Here is a 20,163-nt window from a genome sequence, read left to right on the forward strand (position 1 = left end):
GAAAAGGTTGACGCAGCCGTTAATGAAGGCTGGTTCCCGCTTGTTCTTGGCGGCGATCACAGCATTGCCATCGGCACATTGGCAGGTGTGGCGAAGCATTATCAAAACCTTGGTGTTATTTGGTACGATGCCCATGGTGACCTGAATACGGCTGAAACTAGCCCATCCGGAAATATCCATGGTATGCCTCTTGCGGTCAGCATTGGTTTGGGACATCCATTATTAACAAATATCGGCGGCTACGCACCAAAAGTGAAGCCTGAGAATGTCATCATTATCGGAGCCCGCTCCCTTGATGAAGGAGAACGGATTCTAATTAAAGAAAGAGGCATCAAGGTTTACACTATGCACGAAATCGATCGCCTGGGAATGGCAAAGGTGATGGAAGAAACAATCGCTTACCTCAAGGAAAGAACCGATGGTGTTCACCTATCGCTTGACCTTGATGGCCTAGATCCAAGCGAATGCCCAGGTGTTGGGACACCGGTAATGGGGGGAATCAGCTACCGCGAAAGCCATCTTGCTATGGAAATGCTCGAGGAATCAAAATTAATTACCTCTGCAGAATTTGTTGAGGTAAATCCAATTCTCGATGAAAAAAATAAAACCGCCTCCATTGCTGTCGGACTGATGGGGTCTTTATTTGGCGAAAAACTTCTATAAAAACCACACAGCAGCTGCCGAAACAAGGGCAGCTGCTAATTTTTTCTGCAGCTGCAATTTTTACAATTCATTTATCATTCCTCCACAAATCGTTCATAATTCCAATGTAATATTACTATTAATACCTCTATGAATTCTTTTAGCAATTTTTACTATTTTTTTGTTAAAATTATAGGTATTGAGAACTTTTTTTACCTAAAACGAAACCTTTTTGCTAACGATACGTATATCGGATAGCAGCATTGGAGCTGAGGTAATTTAATGGAAGCTATAGTAAAAAAGAGAATAAAACAAGTCATAAAAGGCGACCAAGACGCATTTGGGGAAATTGTTGAAATATATAAAAACAGTGTTTTTCAGATTTGTTTTCGAATGCTTGGGAACCGGCATGAGGCTGAGGATGCAGCACAGGAAGCATTCATCCGTGCCTATGTGAATATAAAGTCCTTTAACCAAGATTTAAAGTTCTCCACCTGGCTTTTTCGTATTGCCACCAATCTTTGTATCGACCGGATGCGCAAAAAGAAACCGGACCATTATTTGGATGCAGAGGTGGCCGGTACGGAAGGGCTGACGATGTATTCGCAGATTCCATCCAATACCGAACTGCCGGAAAAGGAATTAGAAAGCATGGAACTGCAAGAGTCAGTCCAAAAGGAAATTTTAAAACTCCCCGAAAAATATCGGTCAGCCATCGTATTAAAATACATGGAGGATTTGTCCTTAAACGAAATAAGTGAAATTCTCGACCTTCCGGTTGGAACAGTCAAAACAAGAATTCACCGCGGACGAGAAGCATTGAAACAACAATTAAGGTATGTGTAAAAAAAGAGGTGAAACAAGAATGTGTCCAGACCATATCATCGAACTCATGCACGAATACTTGGACGAAGAAATTGATTCAGAAAAGGAGAAGGTTTTACGACTACACCTCCAAAACTGTAAAGACTGTGAAACGATTTTTAACGAACTGAAGAAAACGATCGCTTTTGTCAAAAGCGTTTCAAATATGCAGGCACCAGCCAATTTTACAGCCAATGTTTTGGCACGTCTGCCGAAGGAAAAGAAGAAGGTACTAATGACACGCTGGTTTAAGAATCACCCAATTCTAACGGCAGCGTCCTTATTTGTTGTCTTAATGGGAGGCAGCCTAATGTCAACGTGGAATCATGAGCGGGAGTTCTCTGTGACAAAACAACGAAATTTAATTGTCAAAAACAACACGGTCATAGTCCCTAAGGGAGAAGTCGTCAAGGGTGACGTTGTCGTCCGAAATGGAACACTCAGAATAGAAGGAGAAATCCAGGGAGACGCAACTGTCATCAATGGGGAAAAGTACCTCGCTTCTGCAGGCCATGTTACGGGCGATATTGAGGTAGTAAACGAAGTGTTTGATTGGGTCTGGTACCAGATGAAAAAAACAGCTAAAGACGTAGTAGGTGTTTTTGACCAGACGGAAACTAAATAAATGACAAATCACTCAAAATGGAGTGATTTGTTTTTTTAAACAGTAACATATAATAAGTACAAGTTTAGTTTGTGATATAATGTATTGGTTATATTGTTTTACTAGCAAATTTACGGAGGAAAAACCATGCCGTTTGCCGATTGGACATTCTGGAAGTATATATCGAGTACAATTGATATTGTCCTTGTCTGGTATGTCATTTATAAATTAATTAATATTATTAAAGGAACCAAAGCGGTTCAGCTTTTAAAAGGAATTTTTGTTATTCTGCTTGTGAAGGTCGCCAGTGATTTTTTCGGGCTGACCACCTTGAGTTGGATGATGGAGCAGGTTATTACCTACGGATTCCTGGCCATTATCATTATTTTTCAGCCAGAGCTTAGAAGGGCTCTTGAGCAGTTGGGAAGAGGCCGGTTTTTCTCCAGATCAAACAATCCTGAAGATGAGGATCAGGAGAAAACAGTGGAAGCCATTATGAAAGCAACAGATTATATGGCAAAACGGCGGATTGGAGCCCTTATTTCGATTGAAAGAGAAACGGGGATGAGCGATTACATAGAAACGGGAATTGGATTAAATTCAAGAATTTCTTCCGAGTTGCTGATCAATATCTTTATTCCGAATACACCGCTTCATGACGGCGCAGTCATTATCCAAAGAAATAATGTGGCGGCAGCGGCGTGTTATCTGCCTTTATCAGAAAGCCCCTTTATCTCAAAAGAATTGGGAACACGGCATAGGGCGGCTTTAGGAATAAGCGAAGTGACGGACAGTATCACGGTTGTCGTATCGGAGGAAACGGGCGCCATTTCGCTTACCAAAAATGGCGAGTTGCACCGTGATGTAAAAGCGGATGAATTTCGCGAATTACTGACAAATGAACTGCTGGATCAGCACAAAGCAAAACAAGCTTCTTCAGCTCGTTGGAACTGGAGGGGAAAAAGCAATGGATAAATTAATGGATACCCCATGGTTTATAAAAATCTTGGCGCTTGTATTGGCGGTTTTGTTATACTCCTCGGTTCCGCATGCAGGCAAAGATGTATATGTGCCTGGAGAGCAAACGAGTGAGACCATAAAGGATATACCGGTAAAGATTTATTATGATACTGAAAATCTAGTCGTCTCGGGAGTACCATATACAGTTGATGTGGGCCTCAAAGGGCCGATCACACATATTCAGTCGGCTAAGGCTTTAAGAAACTTTGAAGTTTATGTGGATTTAACCAATGCCAAAATAGGTCGGCAAAAGGTGAATCTGAAGGTGAAGGATTTATCCGATAAATTGCAGGCTTCCATTAAGCCGGACTCCGTTTATGTAACCATACAGGAAAAAATAACAAAGGAATTTAAGATTGAGGCAGAGTTTAACCCAGGCCAAATTGAAGATGGATATGCTGCCGGAACCCCAGTAGTGGAACCGAAAAGGGTAAAAATTACTGGAGCCAAAAGTGAAATCGACCGAATTACGTATGTTAAGGCCGTCCTTGAGGAAAAAGAAAAGCTGAAGGAAACCACAACAAAATCGGCTCGGATTCAGGTTCTTGATAAGGATTTAAATAAACTGGATGTAACGGTGGAACCGGAAACCGTTAGGGTCACACTTCCAATCAAAGAAACCGCCAAAACGGTTCCCATCAATATAATTAGAAAAGGTTCGCCGCCGGCCGGCGTGACAATAGATTCCATCGACCTAGATACAGCGGAGGCTGTCATCACAGGGGATGAAGATATATTAAAAAATACCGAAAGTGTCAGGGTAGAAGTGGATGTCAGTAAAATAAATGATAATACGACATTGGATTTGCCTGTTATTATTTCAAATGGCATCTCGAAGGTAACCCCGCAAATGGTAAAGGCTACTGTAAAGGTGAGCAAGCAGGCGGAAACAACCGTATCTGGAATTCCGCTTAAGATTAGAGGCTTGGGGCCCAATTTGAAAGCAGACATTACTGATCCGGCAAACAAAGTGATTAATTTAATCGTGAATGGGCCAAGCACTGCCCTAAGCGGTCTCGGGCCTGATGATTTTAACGCATATGTTGATCTCTCAAGCCTTCCGGAAGGAAATCATGAAGTGAATATTCATGTTGATGGCCCGCCGAATGTTAATTATAAGCCTGATAAATCTACAGCAAAAATAACAATAACAAACAATGCTTAATTCGGAGTAATAGATATAGAAGGAGCGGATAATAGAATGGGAAAATATTTTGGAACCGACGGAGTACGTGGAGTCGCAAACAGCGAATTAACTCCGGAACTGGCTTTTAAACTTGGCCGGTTTGGCGGATATGTGTTAACAAAGGAACATGCCCGTCCAAAGGTTTTAATTGGACGTGATACCCGGATTTCCGGACATATGTTAGAAGGCGCCTTAGTGGCCGGTTTGCTTTCAATTGGAGCCGAAGTCATGCGCCTTGGTGTAATTTCCACACCAGGTGTGGCTTATTTAACTAAAGCTTTAGGTGCACAGGCAGGTGTTATGATTTCTGCCTCTCATAATCCTGTTGCGGATAACGGAATTAAGTTTTTCGGTCCGGATGGTTTTAAGCTTTCTGATGACCAGGAATTGGAAATTGAGGGATTGATGGACTTGCCAGAGGACCAGCTGCCGCGGCCGATAGGGGCTGACCTTGGTCTTGTTATGGACTATTTCGAAGGCGGTCAAAAATACCTGCAATATTTAAAGAATACGGTGGATGAGGATTTCTCCGGAATCCATGTGGCATTGGACTGTGCCCACGGGGCAACCTCATCGCTTGCAATGCACTTGTTTGCTGATTTGGATGCAGATTTGTCGACGATGGGAGCAGCCCCAAATGGTTTAAATATTAATGCGGGCGTAGGCTCAACCCATCCAGAAGCGCTGGCTGCTTTGCTGAAGGAAAAAGGGGCGGACGTTGGTTTGGCCTTTGACGGCGACGGTGACCGTCTAATTGCGATTGATGAAAAAGGGAACATCGTTGATGGCGACCATATCCTTTATATCTGTGGAAAATATATGAAGGAACAGGGCCGATTAAAGCATAATACGATAGTTTCAACCGTTATGAGCAACCTTGGTTTTTATAAAGCAGTAGAAAGCCAAGGCATTCAAAGTGTTCCTACGGCAGTGGGCGACCGCTATGTTGTTGAAGAAATGAAGAAAAATAATTATAATCTTGGCGGTGAGCAATCCGGTCATATTATTTTCCTTGACTATAATACGACTGGTGATGGTCTATTAACAGGCCTGCAGTTAGTGAATATTATGAAAGCAACTAAGAAGAAGCTTTCCGAACTCGCGGCCGAAATGAAAAAGTACCCGCAGAAACTTGTCAATATCAGGGTTACAGACAAACACCATGTAACTGATAATGAAAAGGTAAAAGAAATTATTGCACAGGTGGAAAGTGAAATGGCTGGAAACGGACGCATCCTTGTTCGTCCGTCAGGAACAGAACCGCTTGTCCGCGTGATGGCAGAGGCATCTTCAGAGGAGCTTTGCGAAGAATATGTAAACCGCATTGCTGCTGTTGTTAAAGCGGAAATGGGTTTAAACGAAGAATAAATTTCGCTATATGCATAAGGGAACTTCTTATTCCCTTATGCATATTTTATTATGTATGGTTTTAATTTTTCCATTAAGTTTTAAGTTGACGAACCAATGCGTATCATGTACTATTAACTTGCTTTGTTTAATAAAAGCAATGTTATTGGAAGGGGGGCAGCGGTAGAACAGTTGTTTTACAAAAGCGCCAGAACTAGTCGAAAGAGGGTTTGGCTAGTTGACGAGGTGGAGGGTTTATCGAAACATTCGGCGGATACCTCCCGGTTGAGACGCACAACCGTCAATTTCTTCCTTAAAACACGAAGGCAACTTTGTGGACAAAGGGGAGAAAATGCGCATACTAAGAATAATGTTTAAAGGTATAGACAGATACCGAAAAAAACAGAGATAAGGGGGCAGGTACGCCTCCAAAGCTTCTTGCCCCCTATATCAGGGAGGAAAAGAATTAATATGTGCGGAATTGTTGGATATATTGGAAATCTAGATTCGAAAGAAATTTTACTAAAAGGCTTAGAAAAGCTTGAATATAGAGGCTATGATTCAGCAGGTATAGCTGTTAAAAACGAAGACGGGATTCAAATTTTTAAGGAAAAAGGACGCATCGCCGACCTTCGCAGCATTGTCGATGAAAAAGTATTGGCACACGTTGGAATTGGCCATACACGTTGGGCAACACACGGGGTTCCAAGCAGAGGAAATTCCCATCCGCATCAAAGCGCATCCGGCCGCTTTACGCTTGTTCACAACGGCGTCATCGAAAACTATGATCTGCTAAAGCGCGAATATTTAGCAGATGTTTCTTTCAAAAGTGAAACCGATACAGAAGTCATTGTGCAGCTTGTCGAGAAGTTTGCAAACGAAGGCCTGAGCGTATTAGAATCCTTCCGCAAAACATTGACACTTTTGCATGGCTCATATGCACTAGCACTTTTGGATGCAGAAGACAATAACACTATTTATGTAGCAAAAAATAAAAGCCCGCTGCTTGTCGGCCTAGGGGACGGCTTCAATGTGGTCGCAAGCGATGCGATGGCAATGCTTCAAGTCACCGATCAGTTTGTTGAATTAATGGATAAAGAAATCGTCATCGTAACAAAAAATGCTGTAACTATTCAAAACTTAGATGGAGAAGTCATCAGCCGTACGCCATACACAGCCGAGCTTGATGCCAGCGATATTGAAAAGGGGACATATCCTCACTATATGTTGAAGGAAATTGATGAGCAGCCTGCTGTTATACGTAAAATCATTCAACATTATCAAGATGAGCAAGGCAAGCTTGTGATTGACCGCGACATCATTGATGCTGTAAACGCTGCGGACCGCGTCTATATCATTGCTGCAGGGACTTCTTATCACGCAGGACTTGTTGGTAAGCAGTTCATTGAAAAAATGGCAAAGATTCCGGTTGAAGTCCATATCTCCAGCGAATTTGGCTACAATATGCCGCTTTTATCCGAAAAGCCATTGTTTGTGTTCATTTCACAAAGCGGTGAGACTGCCGACAGCCGTGCCGTGCTCGTTCAGGTAAAAGAAATGGGCTATCCAGCGTTGACGATTACAAACGTGCCTGGATCGACATTATCACGTGAAGCGGATTATACTTTATTGCTGCATGCCGGTCCGGAAATCGCTGTAGCTTCGACTAAGGCTTATACAGCACAGTTGGCAGTTCTTGCAATTTTAGCCGAAGTGACAGCCAAGAGCCGCAGTTTAGAAGTTGGCTTTGATCTGATTCATGAGCTTGGCTTAGTTGCTAATGCGATGGATGTTCTATGTGACTCTAAGGAAATCCTTGAAGTCATTGCCCGTGAATTCTTCTCAGTCACACGGAATGCTTTCTTTATCGGCCGCGGCATTGACTTTTATGTTGGCTTGGAAGGCGCCTTGAAGCTTAAGGAAATTTCTTATATTCAAGCAGAGGGCTTTGCTGGCGGCGAGTTAAAGCATGGAACGATTGCCTTAATCGAAGAAGGTACTCCGGTCGTTGCTCTTGCCACTCAGGAAAGCGTGAATTTAAGCATTCGCGGCAATGTGAAGGAAGTTGTTGCCCGCGGCGCCAATCCTTGCATTATCTCAATGAACGGACTTAACATGGACGAAGACAGCTTCGTCATTCCAGAAGTGCACGAATTATTAACACCACTTATCTCTGTCATACCATTACAAATCCTTGCCTACTACGCAGCCCTGCACCGCGACTGTGACGTCGACAAACCACGCAACCTCGCGAAGTCGGTAACAGTGGAGTAAGCATGGAGACGGTTCTTTTGCTTCAGTTTTGAAGCAAAAGAACCGTTTTTTTTTTTGCTTTTGGATCTAGCTTGATGCAATGGGGCTTGTTACTTTTTTATGGGAGGATTGTTGCTATCAACATGAAAAGGAAGTAAATTATCTTCTTTATTTTCTCCATAGAATTGTTCCTGAATTTGTTGATTTGCCTTTTCTGTATCTGAATTTACCTGAGAATACCTTGCACTATAATCTTTAAATTCTTCACTTAAATATTGATTTACTTCCGTAGCCTCATTTTTGTTTTGTTCACCCTCAAACACGCTAATCCCTCTCTTACTTATTAATTTATTCTCCCTTCTAATGTTCAATTTTTTGAAAAAATAAATTCACAGGACGACAAGGAATATTTTAGGACAAAGGTAGTATAGGCTGTTTGCCATGAAAAATTTTTATCTTACTTAAATATTTATTTTTGGCAGAGGCATCATAAAAAAGAATGATGCAATTCCTAATACTAACCTTATCTAGGAGGAATTTACGCAATGAAAAGTTTGAAAAAAATCAGCCTATTGTTAACAATTGTAGCTTTGATGATATTTGCAGCTGCGTGCGGCGGAGGAGCAAAAAAAGACACAACTAAAGATACCGGTGATAAAGCCGGAAAAGAACTTTCCGGTTCCTTGGTCGTTTCCGGCTCATCTGCCATGCAGCCTCTTGTAGCGGCGGCGGCAGAAGAATTCATGGCTAATAATCCAAAAGTAGACATTCAAGTAAATGCGGGCGGGTCTGGTACAGGATTATCCCAGGTTGCTGAAGGATCTGTTCAAATTGGGAACTCTGATGTTTTCGCGGAAGAAAAGGAAGGGATTCCGGCTGATCAATTAGTGGACCATAAAGTTGCGGTTGTTGGAATCACTGCTGCAGTTAACCCTGGCGTCGGAATTAAAGACATTTCAAAAGAAAACCTTATTAAAGTTTTTACAGGCAAAATTACAAACTGGAAAGATGTCGGCGGCAAGGATCAAAAGATCGTTTTAGTAAACCGTCCAGATGCTTCAGGTACACGCGCGGTATTTAATAAATTTGCACTAGATGGAGCAACACCTGCTGAAGGAATTACAGAAGATTCCTCCAACACGGTTAAAAAAATTGTTAATGAAACTGCTGGTGCAGTTGGTTATTTAGCTTTCTCATACTTTACGGATGATAAAGTAACTCCACTATCAATAGATGGGGTAGAACCAACAGATGAAAATGTTCAATCAGGTAAATTCCCAGTTTGGGCGTACGAACACTCTTATACCAAGGGTGAACCAAGCGGTGCAGCAAAAGCATTCTTGGACTATTTAATGTCTGATGATGTTCAAAATAAGTTGTTAAAGGAGCAGGGGTACTTACCTGTAACAAAAATGAAGGTAGAACGAGACGCGAAGGGTAATCAAACAAACAAATAAGTCGCAGTGGCAGTAAGAAGGGTAAATGTGTCACCACATTTACCCTTATGACGTAGTTTTAGGGGGTTGGTGCAATATGGAAAAAGCGAGTTCTGCAAAAGATAGGCTGCTGAAATCCAGCCAAGATTGGCTGGGTGGAGAATTTAGGGGAAAGACCCTGGTCATCTTATGTGCTGTCATTATGATCTCTGCAACCATTGCCATTACGATATTTCTTGGGACAAAAGGGCTTCAATCCTTTATCAAAGATGGTGTCAGCCTTATCGAATTCATAACTAGTAAGACTTGGAATCCTACGGATCAGGCTAATCCGAAATATGGTACACTGCCGTTTATTTTTGGGTCATTTGCAGTCACCTTTCTCTCTGCGCTTGTTGCAGCACCATTAGGGATAGGAGGGGCCATCTTTATGACAGAAATTGCCCCATCCTGGGGAAGAAAAATATTACAGCCTGTTATTGAGTTGTTAGTTGGAATTCCTTCTGTTGTGTATGGGTTTATCGGGCTTTCCGTATTAGTCCCTTTTATCAGGGAAAATGTAGGAGGACTTGGATTTAGCCTGCTTTCCGGAACCATTGTTCTTTCCATTATGATTTTGCCAACAGTAACATCCATCGCTACCGATGCAATGGGTTCTCTGCCAGGGACCTTAAGAGAAGGTTCTTTTGCTTTGGGTGCTACCCGTTGGCAAACCATCAAAAAAGTGCTTATTCCTGCTGCCATGCCATCACTGCTGACAGCTATTGTACTGGGAATGGCGAGAGCATTTGGTGAAGCATTGGCTGTCCAAATGGTAATTGGAAACGTTAAGAATTTGCCTTCAAGTTTATTGGATGCTTCTGCCACGTTAACTACCATTATTACGTTAAACATGGGTCATACTACATATGGAAGTGTGGAAAATAATACTCTTTGGTCAATGGGCTTAATCTTATTAGTCATGTCGTTTGCATTTATTCTCCTCATTCGTTATTTATCAGCAAGGAGGAAATTGTAATGAATACGAAAACTGCTGATCGAATAGCTACTGGTGTGTTCTATTGCATAGCATTTATTATCATTGCAATTCTTGTTAGTCTTTTTTACTATATTTTGGTTAACGGATTAAAAAATATTTCGCTAGAATTTATAACAACTCCCTCAAGCAACGTAAGAGCTGGAGGGGGAATCCGCGATCAATTGTTCAATTCCTTGTATGTTTTGGTCATTACGATGGTGATTGCCGTCCCATTAGGGTTAGGTGGAGGCATTTATATGGCGGAGTATGCTAAACCGGGGAAGATTACTGATACTATTCGTTCTTGTATCGAAGTTTTAGCTTCTCTGCCTTCAATTGTGATTGGAATGTTCGGCTTATTAATGTTTGTTAATTTAACAGGATGGGGTTATACAATTTTAGGCGGTGCATTAGCTCTTACCGTTTTCAATCTGCCTGTTATTGTCCGTGTGAGTGAGGACGCAATTCGGTCTGTTCCTCGGGAGTTAAAAGAAGCCAGCCTTGCATTAGGGATTACTCATTGGCACACCATTAAAACGGTTATATTGCCTAGCGCTTTTCCCACTATTTTAACCGGTATCATCCTTGCTTCAGGCCGTGTATTTGGGGAAGCGGCGGCATTATTATTTACTGCCGGATTGTCTACACCAAGACTTGATTATGCAAACTGGAACCCCTTTTCTGCCACTTCCCCATTAAATATTTTTCGTCCAGCGGAGACCTTGGCGGTACACATTTGGGCTGTCAATACGCAAGGCTTAATTCCAGACGTGGAAGAGGTCTCAAGCGGTGCGGCTGCCGTTTTAGTCCTTTCCGTATTAATTTTTAATTTATTAGCAAGATGGATTGGAAGTTTGATTCATCGTAAAGTCACGGCAACTAAATAAAAGCGGGTGAAAAAACATGGCTACAGCAATGAAGCAAAGACCAGCCGAAAATGACATGGTTCAAAGAAATGAAAGTATGCAAAAAAATATTGTTTTGCATGTTAAAAACTTAGAAATTTTCTATGGTGAAAAACGGGCTGTTAATGGGATTTCAATGGATATTGAAGAAAATTCAGTAACGGCTCTTATCGGCCCATCGGGATGTGGAAAGTCGACATTTTTACGCAGTATTAACAGGATGAATGATTTGATACCCGGAGCAAGGGCAAAAGGGGAAATTATTTATGATGACCTAAATATTTTATCAGAGCAAATAAATGTTGTAGCGTTACGGAAAGAAATCGGGATGGTCTTTCAAAAGCCGAATCCGTTTCCAAAATCCATTTATAATAATATCACCCACGCTTTGAAGTTCGCAGGCATCAGAAAGAAAAGCAATCTGGATGAAATCGTGGAGGAAAGTCTTCAGAAAGCAGCATTGTGGGAAGAAGTAAAAGACCGTCTGCATAAATCAGCACTATCCCTTTCCGGAGGGCAGCAGCAACGTCTCTGCATTGCCCGGACTATTGCAATGAAGCCAACTGTCATGCTCCTTGACGAGCCATCTTCGGCGCTGGACCCTATCTCGAATGCCAAGGTTGAGGATCTTATCGTGGAGTTGAAAAAGGACTATTCAATCATAATTGTTACTCATAATATGCAGCAAGCATCACGTATTTCCGATAAAACGGCCTTCTTTTTGAGTGGTGATTTGATAGAGTATGACAAAACAGATACGATATTTACCAATCCATCTGTCAAAAAAACAGAGGAATATATCTCTGGAAGATTCGGATAAGGGGGGAATGGTGTGACGATTGCAGCCTTAACTAGGAATGTATTTGATATTAAAGACCTTAATTTATGGTATGGTGAACATCATGCATTAAAGAATATTAATTTTCCGATTATCAAAAAAGAGGTCACAGCTATGATTGGCCCTTCCGGCTGTGGAAAGTCAACCTTTATAAAGACGTTGAACTTAATGATTAATTACGTTTCAAATGTAAAGATGACGGGGGAAATTAATTTTAATGGCCAAAATACTTTAAATGAAAAATTGGACTTGGTAGAATTGCGAAAAAAGGTTGGAATGGTCTTTCAAAAGGGAAATCCATTCCCACAGTCAATATTTGATAATGTCGCGTATGGGCCAAGAATCCATGGAATCAAAAAAAAGAAGCATCTTGATGAGATTGTTACAAAATCATTGATGAATGTAGCATTATGGGATGAAGTAAAGGACCGATTACATGCACCTGCTCTTGGGCTTTCCGGCGGCCAGCAGCAAAGGCTGTGTATTGCCAGGGCTCTTGCCACAAAACCAGAAGTCTTATTAATGGACGAGCCAACATCTGCCCTTGATCCCATTTCCACCTTGAAAATTGAAGAATTAATCTTAGAACTAAAAGAAAAATATACGATTGTTATTGTGACACACAATATGCAGCAAGCCTCAAGGGTGTCGGATAAAACAGCTTTCTTTTTAATGGGAGAATTAATTGAAATCGATGAAACTTCAAAGATTTTCTCGAACCCAAGGGATGAACGGACTGAGGGGTACATCACAGGGAGATTTGGATAATAGGGGTGACAATAGTGAATACAAGGTCAAAATTTGATAGTCATTTAAAAGAATTAAAAGATATGCTGATGGAAATGGCCCGCAAATCGGAAAATGCCATTAAGGAAAGTATTAATGCCCTCATAAATCAAGATATTGATAAATCAAATGAGATTATTCAAAATGATACAATCATCGATGATTTGGAGCATGAAATTAATAATAAAGCCATTATCCTAATTGCCAAGGAATCTCCCGTAGCAAGAGATCTCCGGAAAATCATTGTCGCTCTAAAAATATCATCAGAGGTCGAACGTATTGCTGATAATGCTGTTAATATTGCAAAATCAACGGTACATATCGGCAAAGAAAAACATATTAAAGAAATAGTCGACATCCCAATTATGATGAATCTTGCATTGGAGATGCTAAGCGATTCGCTAAACGCCTTCCTCTCCGAAGATGTCGAACTGGCTAAGACGTGTGCTAAGAAAGACGATCAGGTTGATGAAATGTACGGAAAACTAATAAAAGAGCTAATGGGATATGTACAGAAATATTCAGATCATATTAATCAAATTAATCAGTTAGCATTTGTATGCAGATATATCGAAAGGATTGCGGATCACTCAACCAATATTGGAGAGCATGTTATTTATCTTGTGACCGGAGAACGTTATGATTTAAATGCCTAAGATTGTTCATTAGAATATGATGGAGCTAATGAATGTGCCTAATACCTGATAATTTAATTGAAAAGGATTTTTGCTTTTCATCCTTTAAAAAAAGAACTTGTTCTTTTAAATTAACACCGCAAACTTTACCTTTCAGTGTTTTAGAAGTTCCATTTGTATCATAATCAATAGTAATCATGCGATTATTAGTAAACTGTCTTAAAAACATGGGGATTCTCCTTTAAAGTGAAATTGTTTTAACATGCTTCATTGTAAAACGGGTGTATTAAGTCAGTATAAAAAAAATGTAAAGTATTTATAATTTTAGGATTGAGTTTTTAAGGGACGCACAAGTAGATAACTTGGCGTCCTTATTTATTTTGAAATGAATCCATAAATCACTAGTAAAATGGTAATAGATAAATAGTTGCCATTTTTTTCATGTATCTTTTACGAAAGCATAATTCGTGTTTAATAAATAGAGAGTAGTATTTTACTTGTATGATACAAGCAAGTAAGGGAGTGAGAGGAATGTTAAAGAAATTAAAGAAAAAGAAAAGGCTAGTTGCTGCGGCAACATTAAGTACCATGCTATTAGGCTCAGCTGGTGCATACGCTGCTCAAAACGGTGCTTTTGGCAGCAATCTAGTAGGTGTACAAGCTGATGGTTCTGTACAGACACCAGTCAACCAATTAATTACACCAGCAGGAAAGCAGATCGAGTTTGGGGGCAACCCAATGACCGTTGCTGTTCATCCAAATGGAAAGACTGCAGTAACAATCGTTGGCCGCAATAATTACGGGGGAACTGGAATCAATGTCATTGATCTTGCAAGCGGAGTGATGAAAGCCCAGGATATCAGCTTAGGTCTTTCCAGTATGTGGGGCTTGGCTTATTCAAAAGATGGAAGCCAGCTCTATGCAACTGGTACGTCAGGCAGTACTGGTAAAGTTGTCGTTTTGACCGTTGGACAAGATGGTACTCCAAAAGTCCAAAAATCTATCAACCTTCCGGCCGCATCTGTTGGTGGTAAAATCAACCCGCTTGATATTACTGTGGCGCCAGACGGTAAGCTTCTGGTTGCTTTAAACCGTGACAACAGCCTTGGTGTCATCGATCCGGTAACAGGTGCATTAACCAAGGTTGCCGTCGAAAATGCTCCTACAAGCGTATTAGTTGATGGTAACTTCGCTTATGTAACCAACCAAGGCGGCCGCAAAGCTCAACCTGGCGACATTACGGTTGACTCTTCTGGAACTCCAGTTGTTACAGATAAAACAGGTGCCACTACGACGGGAACCGTTTCTGTGGTTGACCTTTCGACAAATACAGTGGTTAAAAATATTACAGTTGGCGTACAGCCTGAACGGATGACACAGTCAGGACAGTACATATTTGTAACCAACACCAATAGTGACACAGTTTCCGTTATTGACTCAAAGACAAATGATGTCGTCCAGACAATTGACATTAAACCATATCCAAATGCGCCAAAAGGTTCAGCACCAAACGCTGTTAAAATGGTGGATGGCAAGTTAATGGTCAGCCTTGGCCGTGACAATGCGATTGCGGTCTATGACTGGCAGGGTCCAGATAAGACACCTGAATTACAAGGACTATTACCAACAGCATGGTTCCCAGTCGATATCGCAGTCGATTCAGCCAATAAAAATCTTGTCGTTGCCAATGCCGATGGGATTGGTTCACGCGGGCCAACACGTAATTTAAACATCCAGGGAATTACGGTAAACGGTCACTCTTCTTATGCGCAGAAGGGGTCACTTTCCTTGATTCCATTCCCGACTGCAGAGGCCTTAGCAAAGGGAACAGATCAAGTGTACAAAAACAATAACTGGTACGGCTTAAAGGATCTTAACGCGGAGCCGCGCGAGAATAAAAAGCCTGTTGCGATGCCTGAGCGTATCGGTGAGCCTTCAACGATTAAACACGTATTCTACATTATTAAAGAAAACCGGACATATGACCAAGTATTTGGTGATCTTGGAAAAGGAAACGGAGAAGTAGCTTTAACACAGTTCCCGGAAAAAGTGACTCCTAACTTGCATAAATTGGCTACTACTTTCCCGCTTCTGGACAATACTTACGTTGGCGGTATCCAATCAGCAAGCGGACATCAATGGGTTATGCAAGGAACTAACAATGACTATGAGGATAAAGAAACAGATGCTGCAAACGTGCGAAGCTATCCTGGTGGTGCTGGGGATGCGATGGCATATGCACCTACAGGCCATTTGTGGGATCAGGCCCTTAAACATGGCAAGACTGTAGAAAACTTTGGGGAAGATACTACTGCTTTTACCGGAACACTGCCACAAGGCTCTTGGACTGACTGGTATAATGATTATTTAATTCTTTCCAGCCAAAAGCAAGGCGATCTTCATGTCCCGATTGGAAACTATGAGGCAAAGACGGATATTCCGTCACTTGAACCAATTACTCATAAACCGTACCCAACGTTTGATATGGGCATACCAGACCAATATCGTTTTGAAATTTTCAAACAACAGTTTGAACAACACGTTAAGAATAAGGATTTACCTGCACTTACGACAATGTGGGTGACGAATGACCATACCAATGGACTTGCTTCGGGCTTCCCTACACCTCAAGCGATGGTTGCAGATAATGACTTGGCTGTAGGTAAAATTGTTGACTTGATTTCTCACAGCCCTTACTGGAAAGACTCTGTCATAATCGTTACAGAAGATGACGCTCAAAACGGTTTAGATCACGTTGACGGCCATCGTCAGCCAGCGCTTGTCATCAGCCCTTGGGTGAAGAAAGGGGTCACTAACAGCCACTATTGGACTGTTATCAATATGGTTCGCAGTATTGAGCAGATTCTTGGAATTCCTACCATGAACCAAAATGATGCAGCTGCTGAGCCAATGAGTGAGCTCTTTACGAATAAGCCGGACTTTACACCATACGAATTTGTGCCAAACCAAATCCCGCTTGACACCTTAAACGGAACACCTGAAGCCAATACGGCAGTTCTTGCCAACACAACCAATGTAACACCGGAGGCACAGGAACTTTCGAAAAAATGGACACAGTGGTCCAACAAGAACAAAGATAAGTTAACCGGCAAAAATGCAGTACCGGATGAAATTAACGCAAATATGCAAAACCATGCCGTTTGGTATGCGACCGAAGGTTTTGATAAGCCATATCCAGGTGAGAAAAAAGCTCTTGCACCAGAAGAGGTTGAGAAGCAGCCTGAAAGCTTTGCTCCAACTCAAACTGACAATGATTAAAACTAGTAATCTACGGAATTCATAGGGAATTGTTTTAAACAAAAAGTTATTATAACAACAATAGCTATCTGTAAGGGTAGCTATTGTTGTTTAAGACAAGCCATGAGCTAGTAAAGAAAAAGCCTAATTATCATATAAGAGGGGGAGAGGTTCGGGTCATTGCCCGGATACAACTGATATGAAACGATTGATAAATGAATCGATGAAACGTGCCATTCTCATACTAACTTCAATCATTCTGATCCTTGTGTGGGGTGGAATGTCTGCTTGGCAAATTCAACGGGATTACTTGCCGGAAATTAACAATTCCACCTTGTCGGTTACTGTTCGAGCCGATCATTACCAAGCAGAACAGGTAAAGGCGATGATAACAGAACCAATTGGGCAGGCAGTACGGGTAGTGGAAGGCCTTGAGGATGTGGAGACTAACTCCTTTAACGGCGGGGCCTTGATTAGTTTAAACTTTCCGATGAGTTATGATATGAAGCAGGCTGAAGAGCAAGTTTCAAAAGCCTTAGAATATATCAACCTGCCGGCCGATATTGAAAAACCGCTAGTAACACGTCTTAGTACCCATTCCATGCCGATTATTAGAATAAGTCTAATGAATTCTTCCGCAAATATAACAGAAAATACGCTCCGAACAGCGATTCAAGAGGATTTTGTCAATCGATTGAAATCAGTCCCTGGGGTAAAGGATGTACGAGTATCCGGTGGAGGTACCGCCGGATATGCTATTAACCTCCGGATGGAAGATATGAGAAAAGCGGGGTTAACAGTAGATAACGTAAAAAAGTCTCTAGAAGAAAACTATACAACTGGAATAGAAGGCAAGGTAACAAATAACCAGGTTTCCATTCCTGTCCAAGTTTCAGGCTGGGGATTAAGTCAACAAGATCTGCTGCAGCTGCCGATTCATAATTCGGATGGTAAAACCGTTCCACTTTCAGAAGTAGCCGATATTTCCAACTCCATTGTTAATCTGGAGACCGTTTCACGAACAAACGGGCAACCTAGTGTTCTTTTAGATGTTTTAAAGACTCCTTCTTCCAATATTACGGATGTATCTGACCGAGTAAAGAGCAGAATCCAAGATATTCCTGCATTAAAAAATAAAGATGTTCAAGCTTCCATTCTTTTTGATCAAGGCGAACAGGTGAAGGCGTCTTTAAAAGGTCTTATAAAAGAGGGGTTATTAGGCTGCTTATTTTCGATGATTTGTGTGTTTCTATTTTTCCGTAAAGTGCGTTCAACTTTATTAATTACCCTATCCCTGCCAATTTGTCTATTGGCAACGACCGGTTTATTAAAAACGATGGGAATCAGTCTCAATATTCTCACAGTTTCGGGGTTAATTGTTGCTATGGGCCGGGTAGTTGATGACTCGATCGTTATCCTTGATAATATGAACCGAAAAGTAAACGAGGCACAAGGCAAATCCAGTATTCAACTGTTAACTAATGCAGTTTGTGAAATGATTCCTGCGATTGTTTCATCAACAGCTACCACCATAGCTGTCTATGTACCGATTGCCCTAATTGGCGGCTTGGTGAGTGCAGCTTTTTCAGGATTTGCCTGGTCTGTGGTAATTGCGTTGATCATTTCATTATTAGTTTCCATCTTGGTTGTTCCGGTTCTTTACAACTTATTATGGAGAGGAAAACCGATCTCCGGCGGTGTTGATGTAGAACCATTTGCCAATAAAGCTTTAACCTGGGCGTTTCGACGGAAGAAAAAAGTAGTAGCAGCTTTTGTTGGCTTATTTCTATTAACTTCGTTGGTAGCAGCTTTCCTTCCGGTAAATTTTTTACCAACAGCAGGTAAAAATGGCCAAGTCGCTGTACAAGTACAATTGCCTCAAAATACTTCCTTAACAGAAGTTGACGCCGAGGTGAGAAGATTGGAAACCTTATTGGCGGAAAATCCTAAGGTGGACTCCTATTCTTCCGGTTTAGGTTCTTCCTTTACCCCTCAATCGGATGACGTATTTGATGCTGGCGGCGGTTGGCTTCAGAAACCGAATATTGCTAATTTGTCCATAAAGGTAAAGGATGGAACTGATCTTGATAACTTTATTGCGAGTTTACAGAAACTATTAAATGCTTTTTCAAGCAAAGCTGTTTACGCCGTTTCCAATCAGAATATCGCAGGTGATGATTCCCAATTAAAAATTAATCTTACCGGATCTGATAGCCAGACACTTGAAACAATGGCCCAAACGGTGAGAAATGAACTTAAACTTATTCCGGGACTGTCAGTACAAGGGGCTGCTGATAATGACGATCAACAAACTCAGTATCAGATTAATCTTAATCGTAAGGCAATCCAGTATTTTGGCATTAAGCGGGAGGATGTGTTAGATCGAATCCAGCAATATATGGCTGAGGGAACAAAAGGGTTTATTTCAATTAATCAAAATACCTTCCCAATTGTTATACATTCCGACGTACAAAACGACAGTTCGAAAGATATTTTTGCTTTGTTGGGTGAAGAAACCTTTTTAAGTAAGGATGGTCAAACTGTGACACTGGATCAGCTCGCCTTATTAGAGCCAACGGGTTCATCGGTGATTCAGGAAAAGGATGGACAACCATATGCGGTGATCACAGCAAACATCATTTCTAGTGACATTGGGAAGGTAACGAAACAAGTAAAAAATGCTCTTAAGAAGGTTCCGCTGCCTGAGGGAATCGAGTATTCCTTCGCCGGTGCACCGCAGCAGGTATATCAAATGATTTACGAAATGGCCATCGCGTTATTCTTTTCCACTTTGCTTGTTCTCGTCATCATTAGTGCTGTTTTTCGGGGATGGAGAGCCCCTCTGTCCGTTTTGATGTGTATTCCGTTAGCATTTATCGGATCTGTAATAGGAATGTTTATTTTTAGGCTTGAATGGAATCTTGCGGCATTAGTTGGCTTATTAATGTTAACCGGAATTGTCGTTACAAATGGTATTGTTCTTGTTGATAAAATTGAGAGAAATCTTTCTGAGGGGCTTGAGCCAAAATCGGCCATTCTGAAGGGAACTGTGACCAGGGTAAGACCAGTCTTAATGACAGCCGGAACGACTATTTTAACATTACTTCCTTTAGCCGTATCAGGTAATGGGGACACCATCATTTCACAAACACTGGGAGTTGTCGTTGTCGGAGGCATGGTCAGTTCCACACTTATTTGTCTCTTAGTAATACCTATCATGTATGAATGGATGAGCGGGAGAGTCAACCTTATGAAGGCTAAGCAACACTCGCAGATTTCAGCATAAAGAGGAAGTTATCCTTTAATCCACCTTATAGGAAATTTTTAAAACTGAACTTTTTACAAAACATTTACATCCAATTACTAAACCT

Annotated in this window: 17 protein-coding genes (1 of these 17 running past the window's edge); 15 read left to right on the plus strand and 2 right to left on the minus strand. The window is 41.3% G+C overall.

Features of this window, described 5'->3' with window-relative positions; all coding sequences use genetic code 11:
• The 7 genes from rocF to glmS form a co-directional block, all read left to right on the plus strand.
• Positions 1–663 carry the 3' portion of an arginase gene (gene rocF, locus V5M37_RS00965; protein ID WP_423800352.1) on the plus strand. It extends 237 nt beyond the left edge of the window, so 663 of the gene's 900 nt are visible here — the last part of the coding sequence; its start codon lies off the left edge, out of view; the stop codon is at positions 661–663.
• Between the two features lie 261 nt (positions 664–924).
• A complete protein-coding gene (gene sigW / locus V5M37_RS00970; protein WP_423800353.1) occupies positions 925–1,488 on the plus strand; it encodes an RNA polymerase sigma factor SigW in 564 nt (187 codons plus the stop codon).
• 19 nt (positions 1,489–1,507) lie between these two features.
• The gene (locus V5M37_RS00975) at positions 1,508–2,131 is read left to right on the plus strand and encodes a zf-HC2 domain-containing protein (protein WP_423800354.1); all 624 of its coding nucleotides are present in this window, start codon (positions 1,508–1,510) and stop codon (positions 2,129–2,131) included.
• A 126-nt stretch (positions 2,132–2,257) separates the two neighbouring features.
• The gene (gene cdaA, locus V5M37_RS00980; protein ID WP_213148181.1) at positions 2,258–3,085 is read left to right on the plus strand and encodes a diadenylate cyclase CdaA; all 828 of its coding nucleotides are present in this window, start codon (positions 2,258–2,260) and stop codon (positions 3,083–3,085) included.
• A complete protein-coding gene (locus V5M37_RS00985; RefSeq protein WP_423800355.1) occupies positions 3,078–4,295 on the plus strand; it encodes a CdaR family protein in 1,218 nt (405 codons plus the stop codon). Before cdaA ends, V5M37_RS00985 begins: the two co-directional genes overlap by 8 nt.
• Before the next feature lie 36 nt (positions 4,296–4,331).
• Entirely contained in the window at positions 4,332–5,684 is a 1,353-nt protein-coding gene (gene glmM / locus V5M37_RS00990; protein WP_423800356.1) for a phosphoglucosamine mutase, read from the plus strand.
• A 450-nt stretch (positions 5,685–6,134) separates the two neighbouring features.
• Positions 6,135–7,937 carry a glutamine--fructose-6-phosphate transaminase (isomerizing) gene (gene glmS / locus V5M37_RS00995; protein WP_423800357.1) on the plus strand — a complete coding sequence of 601 codons (1,803 nt, stop codon included), beginning with the start codon at positions 6,135–6,137 and terminating at the stop codon, positions 7,935–7,937.
• Between the two features lie 89 nt (positions 7,938–8,026).
• On the opposite strand, the gene V5M37_RS01000 is transcribed toward glmS, so the two are convergent.
• The gene (locus V5M37_RS01000) at positions 8,027–8,239 is read right to left on the minus strand and encodes a hypothetical protein (protein ID WP_423800358.1); all 213 of its coding nucleotides are present in this window, start codon (positions 8,237–8,239) and stop codon (positions 8,027–8,029) included.
• A gap of 222 nt (positions 8,240–8,461) precedes the next feature.
• Here V5M37_RS01000 and V5M37_RS01005 point away from each other — a divergent pair, with 222 nt between their 5' ends.
• The 6 genes from V5M37_RS01005 to phoU all read left to right on the plus strand — a co-directional run bounded on the left by V5M37_RS01005 (position 8,462) and on the right by phoU (position 13,555).
• On the plus strand, positions 8,462–9,373 hold the full coding sequence (locus tag V5M37_RS01005; protein ID WP_423800359.1) for a phosphate ABC transporter substrate-binding protein: 912 nt from the start codon (positions 8,462–8,464) through the stop codon (positions 9,371–9,373).
• Positions 9,374–9,449: 76 nt separating this feature from the next.
• Positions 9,450–10,370 carry a phosphate ABC transporter permease subunit PstC gene (pstC, locus tag V5M37_RS01010; RefSeq protein ID WP_423800360.1) on the plus strand — a complete coding sequence of 307 codons (921 nt, stop codon included), beginning with the start codon at positions 9,450–9,452 and terminating at the stop codon, positions 10,368–10,370.
• Positions 10,370–11,257, plus strand: a complete 888-nt coding sequence (gene pstA / locus V5M37_RS01015) for a phosphate ABC transporter permease PstA (protein ID WP_423800361.1) — start codon at positions 10,370–10,372, stop codon at positions 11,255–11,257. Before pstC ends, pstA begins: the two co-directional genes overlap by 1 nt.
• 28 nt (positions 11,258–11,285) lie before the next feature.
• Entirely contained in the window at positions 11,286–12,095 is an 810-nt protein-coding gene (gene pstB / locus V5M37_RS01020) for a phosphate ABC transporter ATP-binding protein PstB (RefSeq protein WP_423802555.1), read from the plus strand.
• Positions 12,096–12,107: 12 nt separating this feature from the next.
• Complete coding sequence (pstB, locus tag V5M37_RS01025; protein WP_423800362.1) at positions 12,108–12,881, plus strand: phosphate ABC transporter ATP-binding protein PstB; 774 nt, start codon at positions 12,108–12,110, stop codon at positions 12,879–12,881.
• 14 nt (positions 12,882–12,895) lie between these two features.
• Entirely contained in the window at positions 12,896–13,555 is a 660-nt protein-coding gene (gene phoU / locus V5M37_RS01030; protein WP_423800363.1) for a phosphate signaling complex protein PhoU, read from the plus strand.
• Between the two features lie 25 nt (positions 13,556–13,580).
• On the opposite strand, the gene V5M37_RS01035 is transcribed toward phoU, so the two are convergent.
• Complete coding sequence (locus tag V5M37_RS01035; RefSeq protein WP_423800364.1) at positions 13,581–13,763, minus strand: hypothetical protein; 183 nt, start codon at positions 13,761–13,763, stop codon at positions 13,581–13,583.
• Positions 13,764–14,065: 302 nt separating this feature from the next.
• Between V5M37_RS01035 and V5M37_RS01040 the strand changes: the two genes are divergently transcribed.
• Entirely contained in the window at positions 14,066–16,813 is a 2,748-nt protein-coding gene (locus V5M37_RS01040) for an alkaline phosphatase family protein (protein WP_423800365.1), read from the plus strand.
• Between the two features lie 178 nt (positions 16,814–16,991).
• Complete coding sequence (locus V5M37_RS01045; RefSeq protein WP_423800366.1) at positions 16,992–20,078, plus strand: efflux RND transporter permease subunit; 3,087 nt, start codon at positions 16,992–16,994, stop codon at positions 20,076–20,078.
• The last annotated feature ends 85 nt before the right edge of the window (positions 20,079–20,163 follow it).

It is taken from the genome of Neobacillus sp. SAB-20_R2A (assembly GCF_049568635.1).
Classification (GTDB): Bacteria; Bacillota; Bacilli; order Bacillales; family Cytobacillaceae; genus Neobacillus; species Neobacillus citreus.

Coding starts and splice junctions, on each gene's coding strand:
- sigW (WP_423800353.1), top strand. CDS start 925: ATGGAAGCTATAGTAAAAAAGAGAATAAAACAAGTCATAAAAGGCGAC.
- V5M37_RS00975 (WP_423800354.1), top strand. CDS start 1,508: ATGTGTCCAGACCATATCATCGAACTCATGCACGAATACTTGGACGAA.
- cdaA (WP_213148181.1), top strand. CDS start 2,258: ATGCCGTTTGCCGATTGGACATTCTGGAAGTATATATCGAGTACAATT.
- V5M37_RS00985 (WP_423800355.1), top strand. CDS start 3,078: ATGGATAAATTAATGGATACCCCATGGTTTATAAAAATCTTGGCGCTT.
- glmM (WP_423800356.1), top strand. CDS start 4,332: ATGGGAAAATATTTTGGAACCGACGGAGTACGTGGAGTCGCAAACAGC.
- glmS (WP_423800357.1), top strand. CDS start 6,135: ATGTGCGGAATTGTTGGATATATTGGAAATCTAGATTCGAAAGAAATT.
- V5M37_RS01005 (WP_423800359.1), top strand. CDS start 8,462: ATGAAAAGTTTGAAAAAAATCAGCCTATTGTTAACAATTGTAGCTTTG.
- pstC (WP_423800360.1), top strand. CDS start 9,450: ATGGAAAAAGCGAGTTCTGCAAAAGATAGGCTGCTGAAATCCAGCCAA.
- pstA (WP_423800361.1), top strand. CDS start 10,370: ATGAATACGAAAACTGCTGATCGAATAGCTACTGGTGTGTTCTATTGC.
- pstB (WP_423802555.1), top strand. CDS start 11,286: ATGAAGCAAAGACCAGCCGAAAATGACATGGTTCAAAGAAATGAAAGT.
- V5M37_RS01035 (WP_423800364.1), bottom strand. CDS start 13,763: ATGTTTTTAAGACAGTTTACTAATAATCGCATGATTACTATTGATTAT.
- V5M37_RS01040 (WP_423800365.1), top strand. CDS start 14,066: ATGTTAAAGAAATTAAAGAAAAAGAAAAGGCTAGTTGCTGCGGCAACA.
- V5M37_RS01045 (WP_423800366.1), top strand. CDS start 16,992: ATGAAACGATTGATAAATGAATCGATGAAACGTGCCATTCTCATACTA.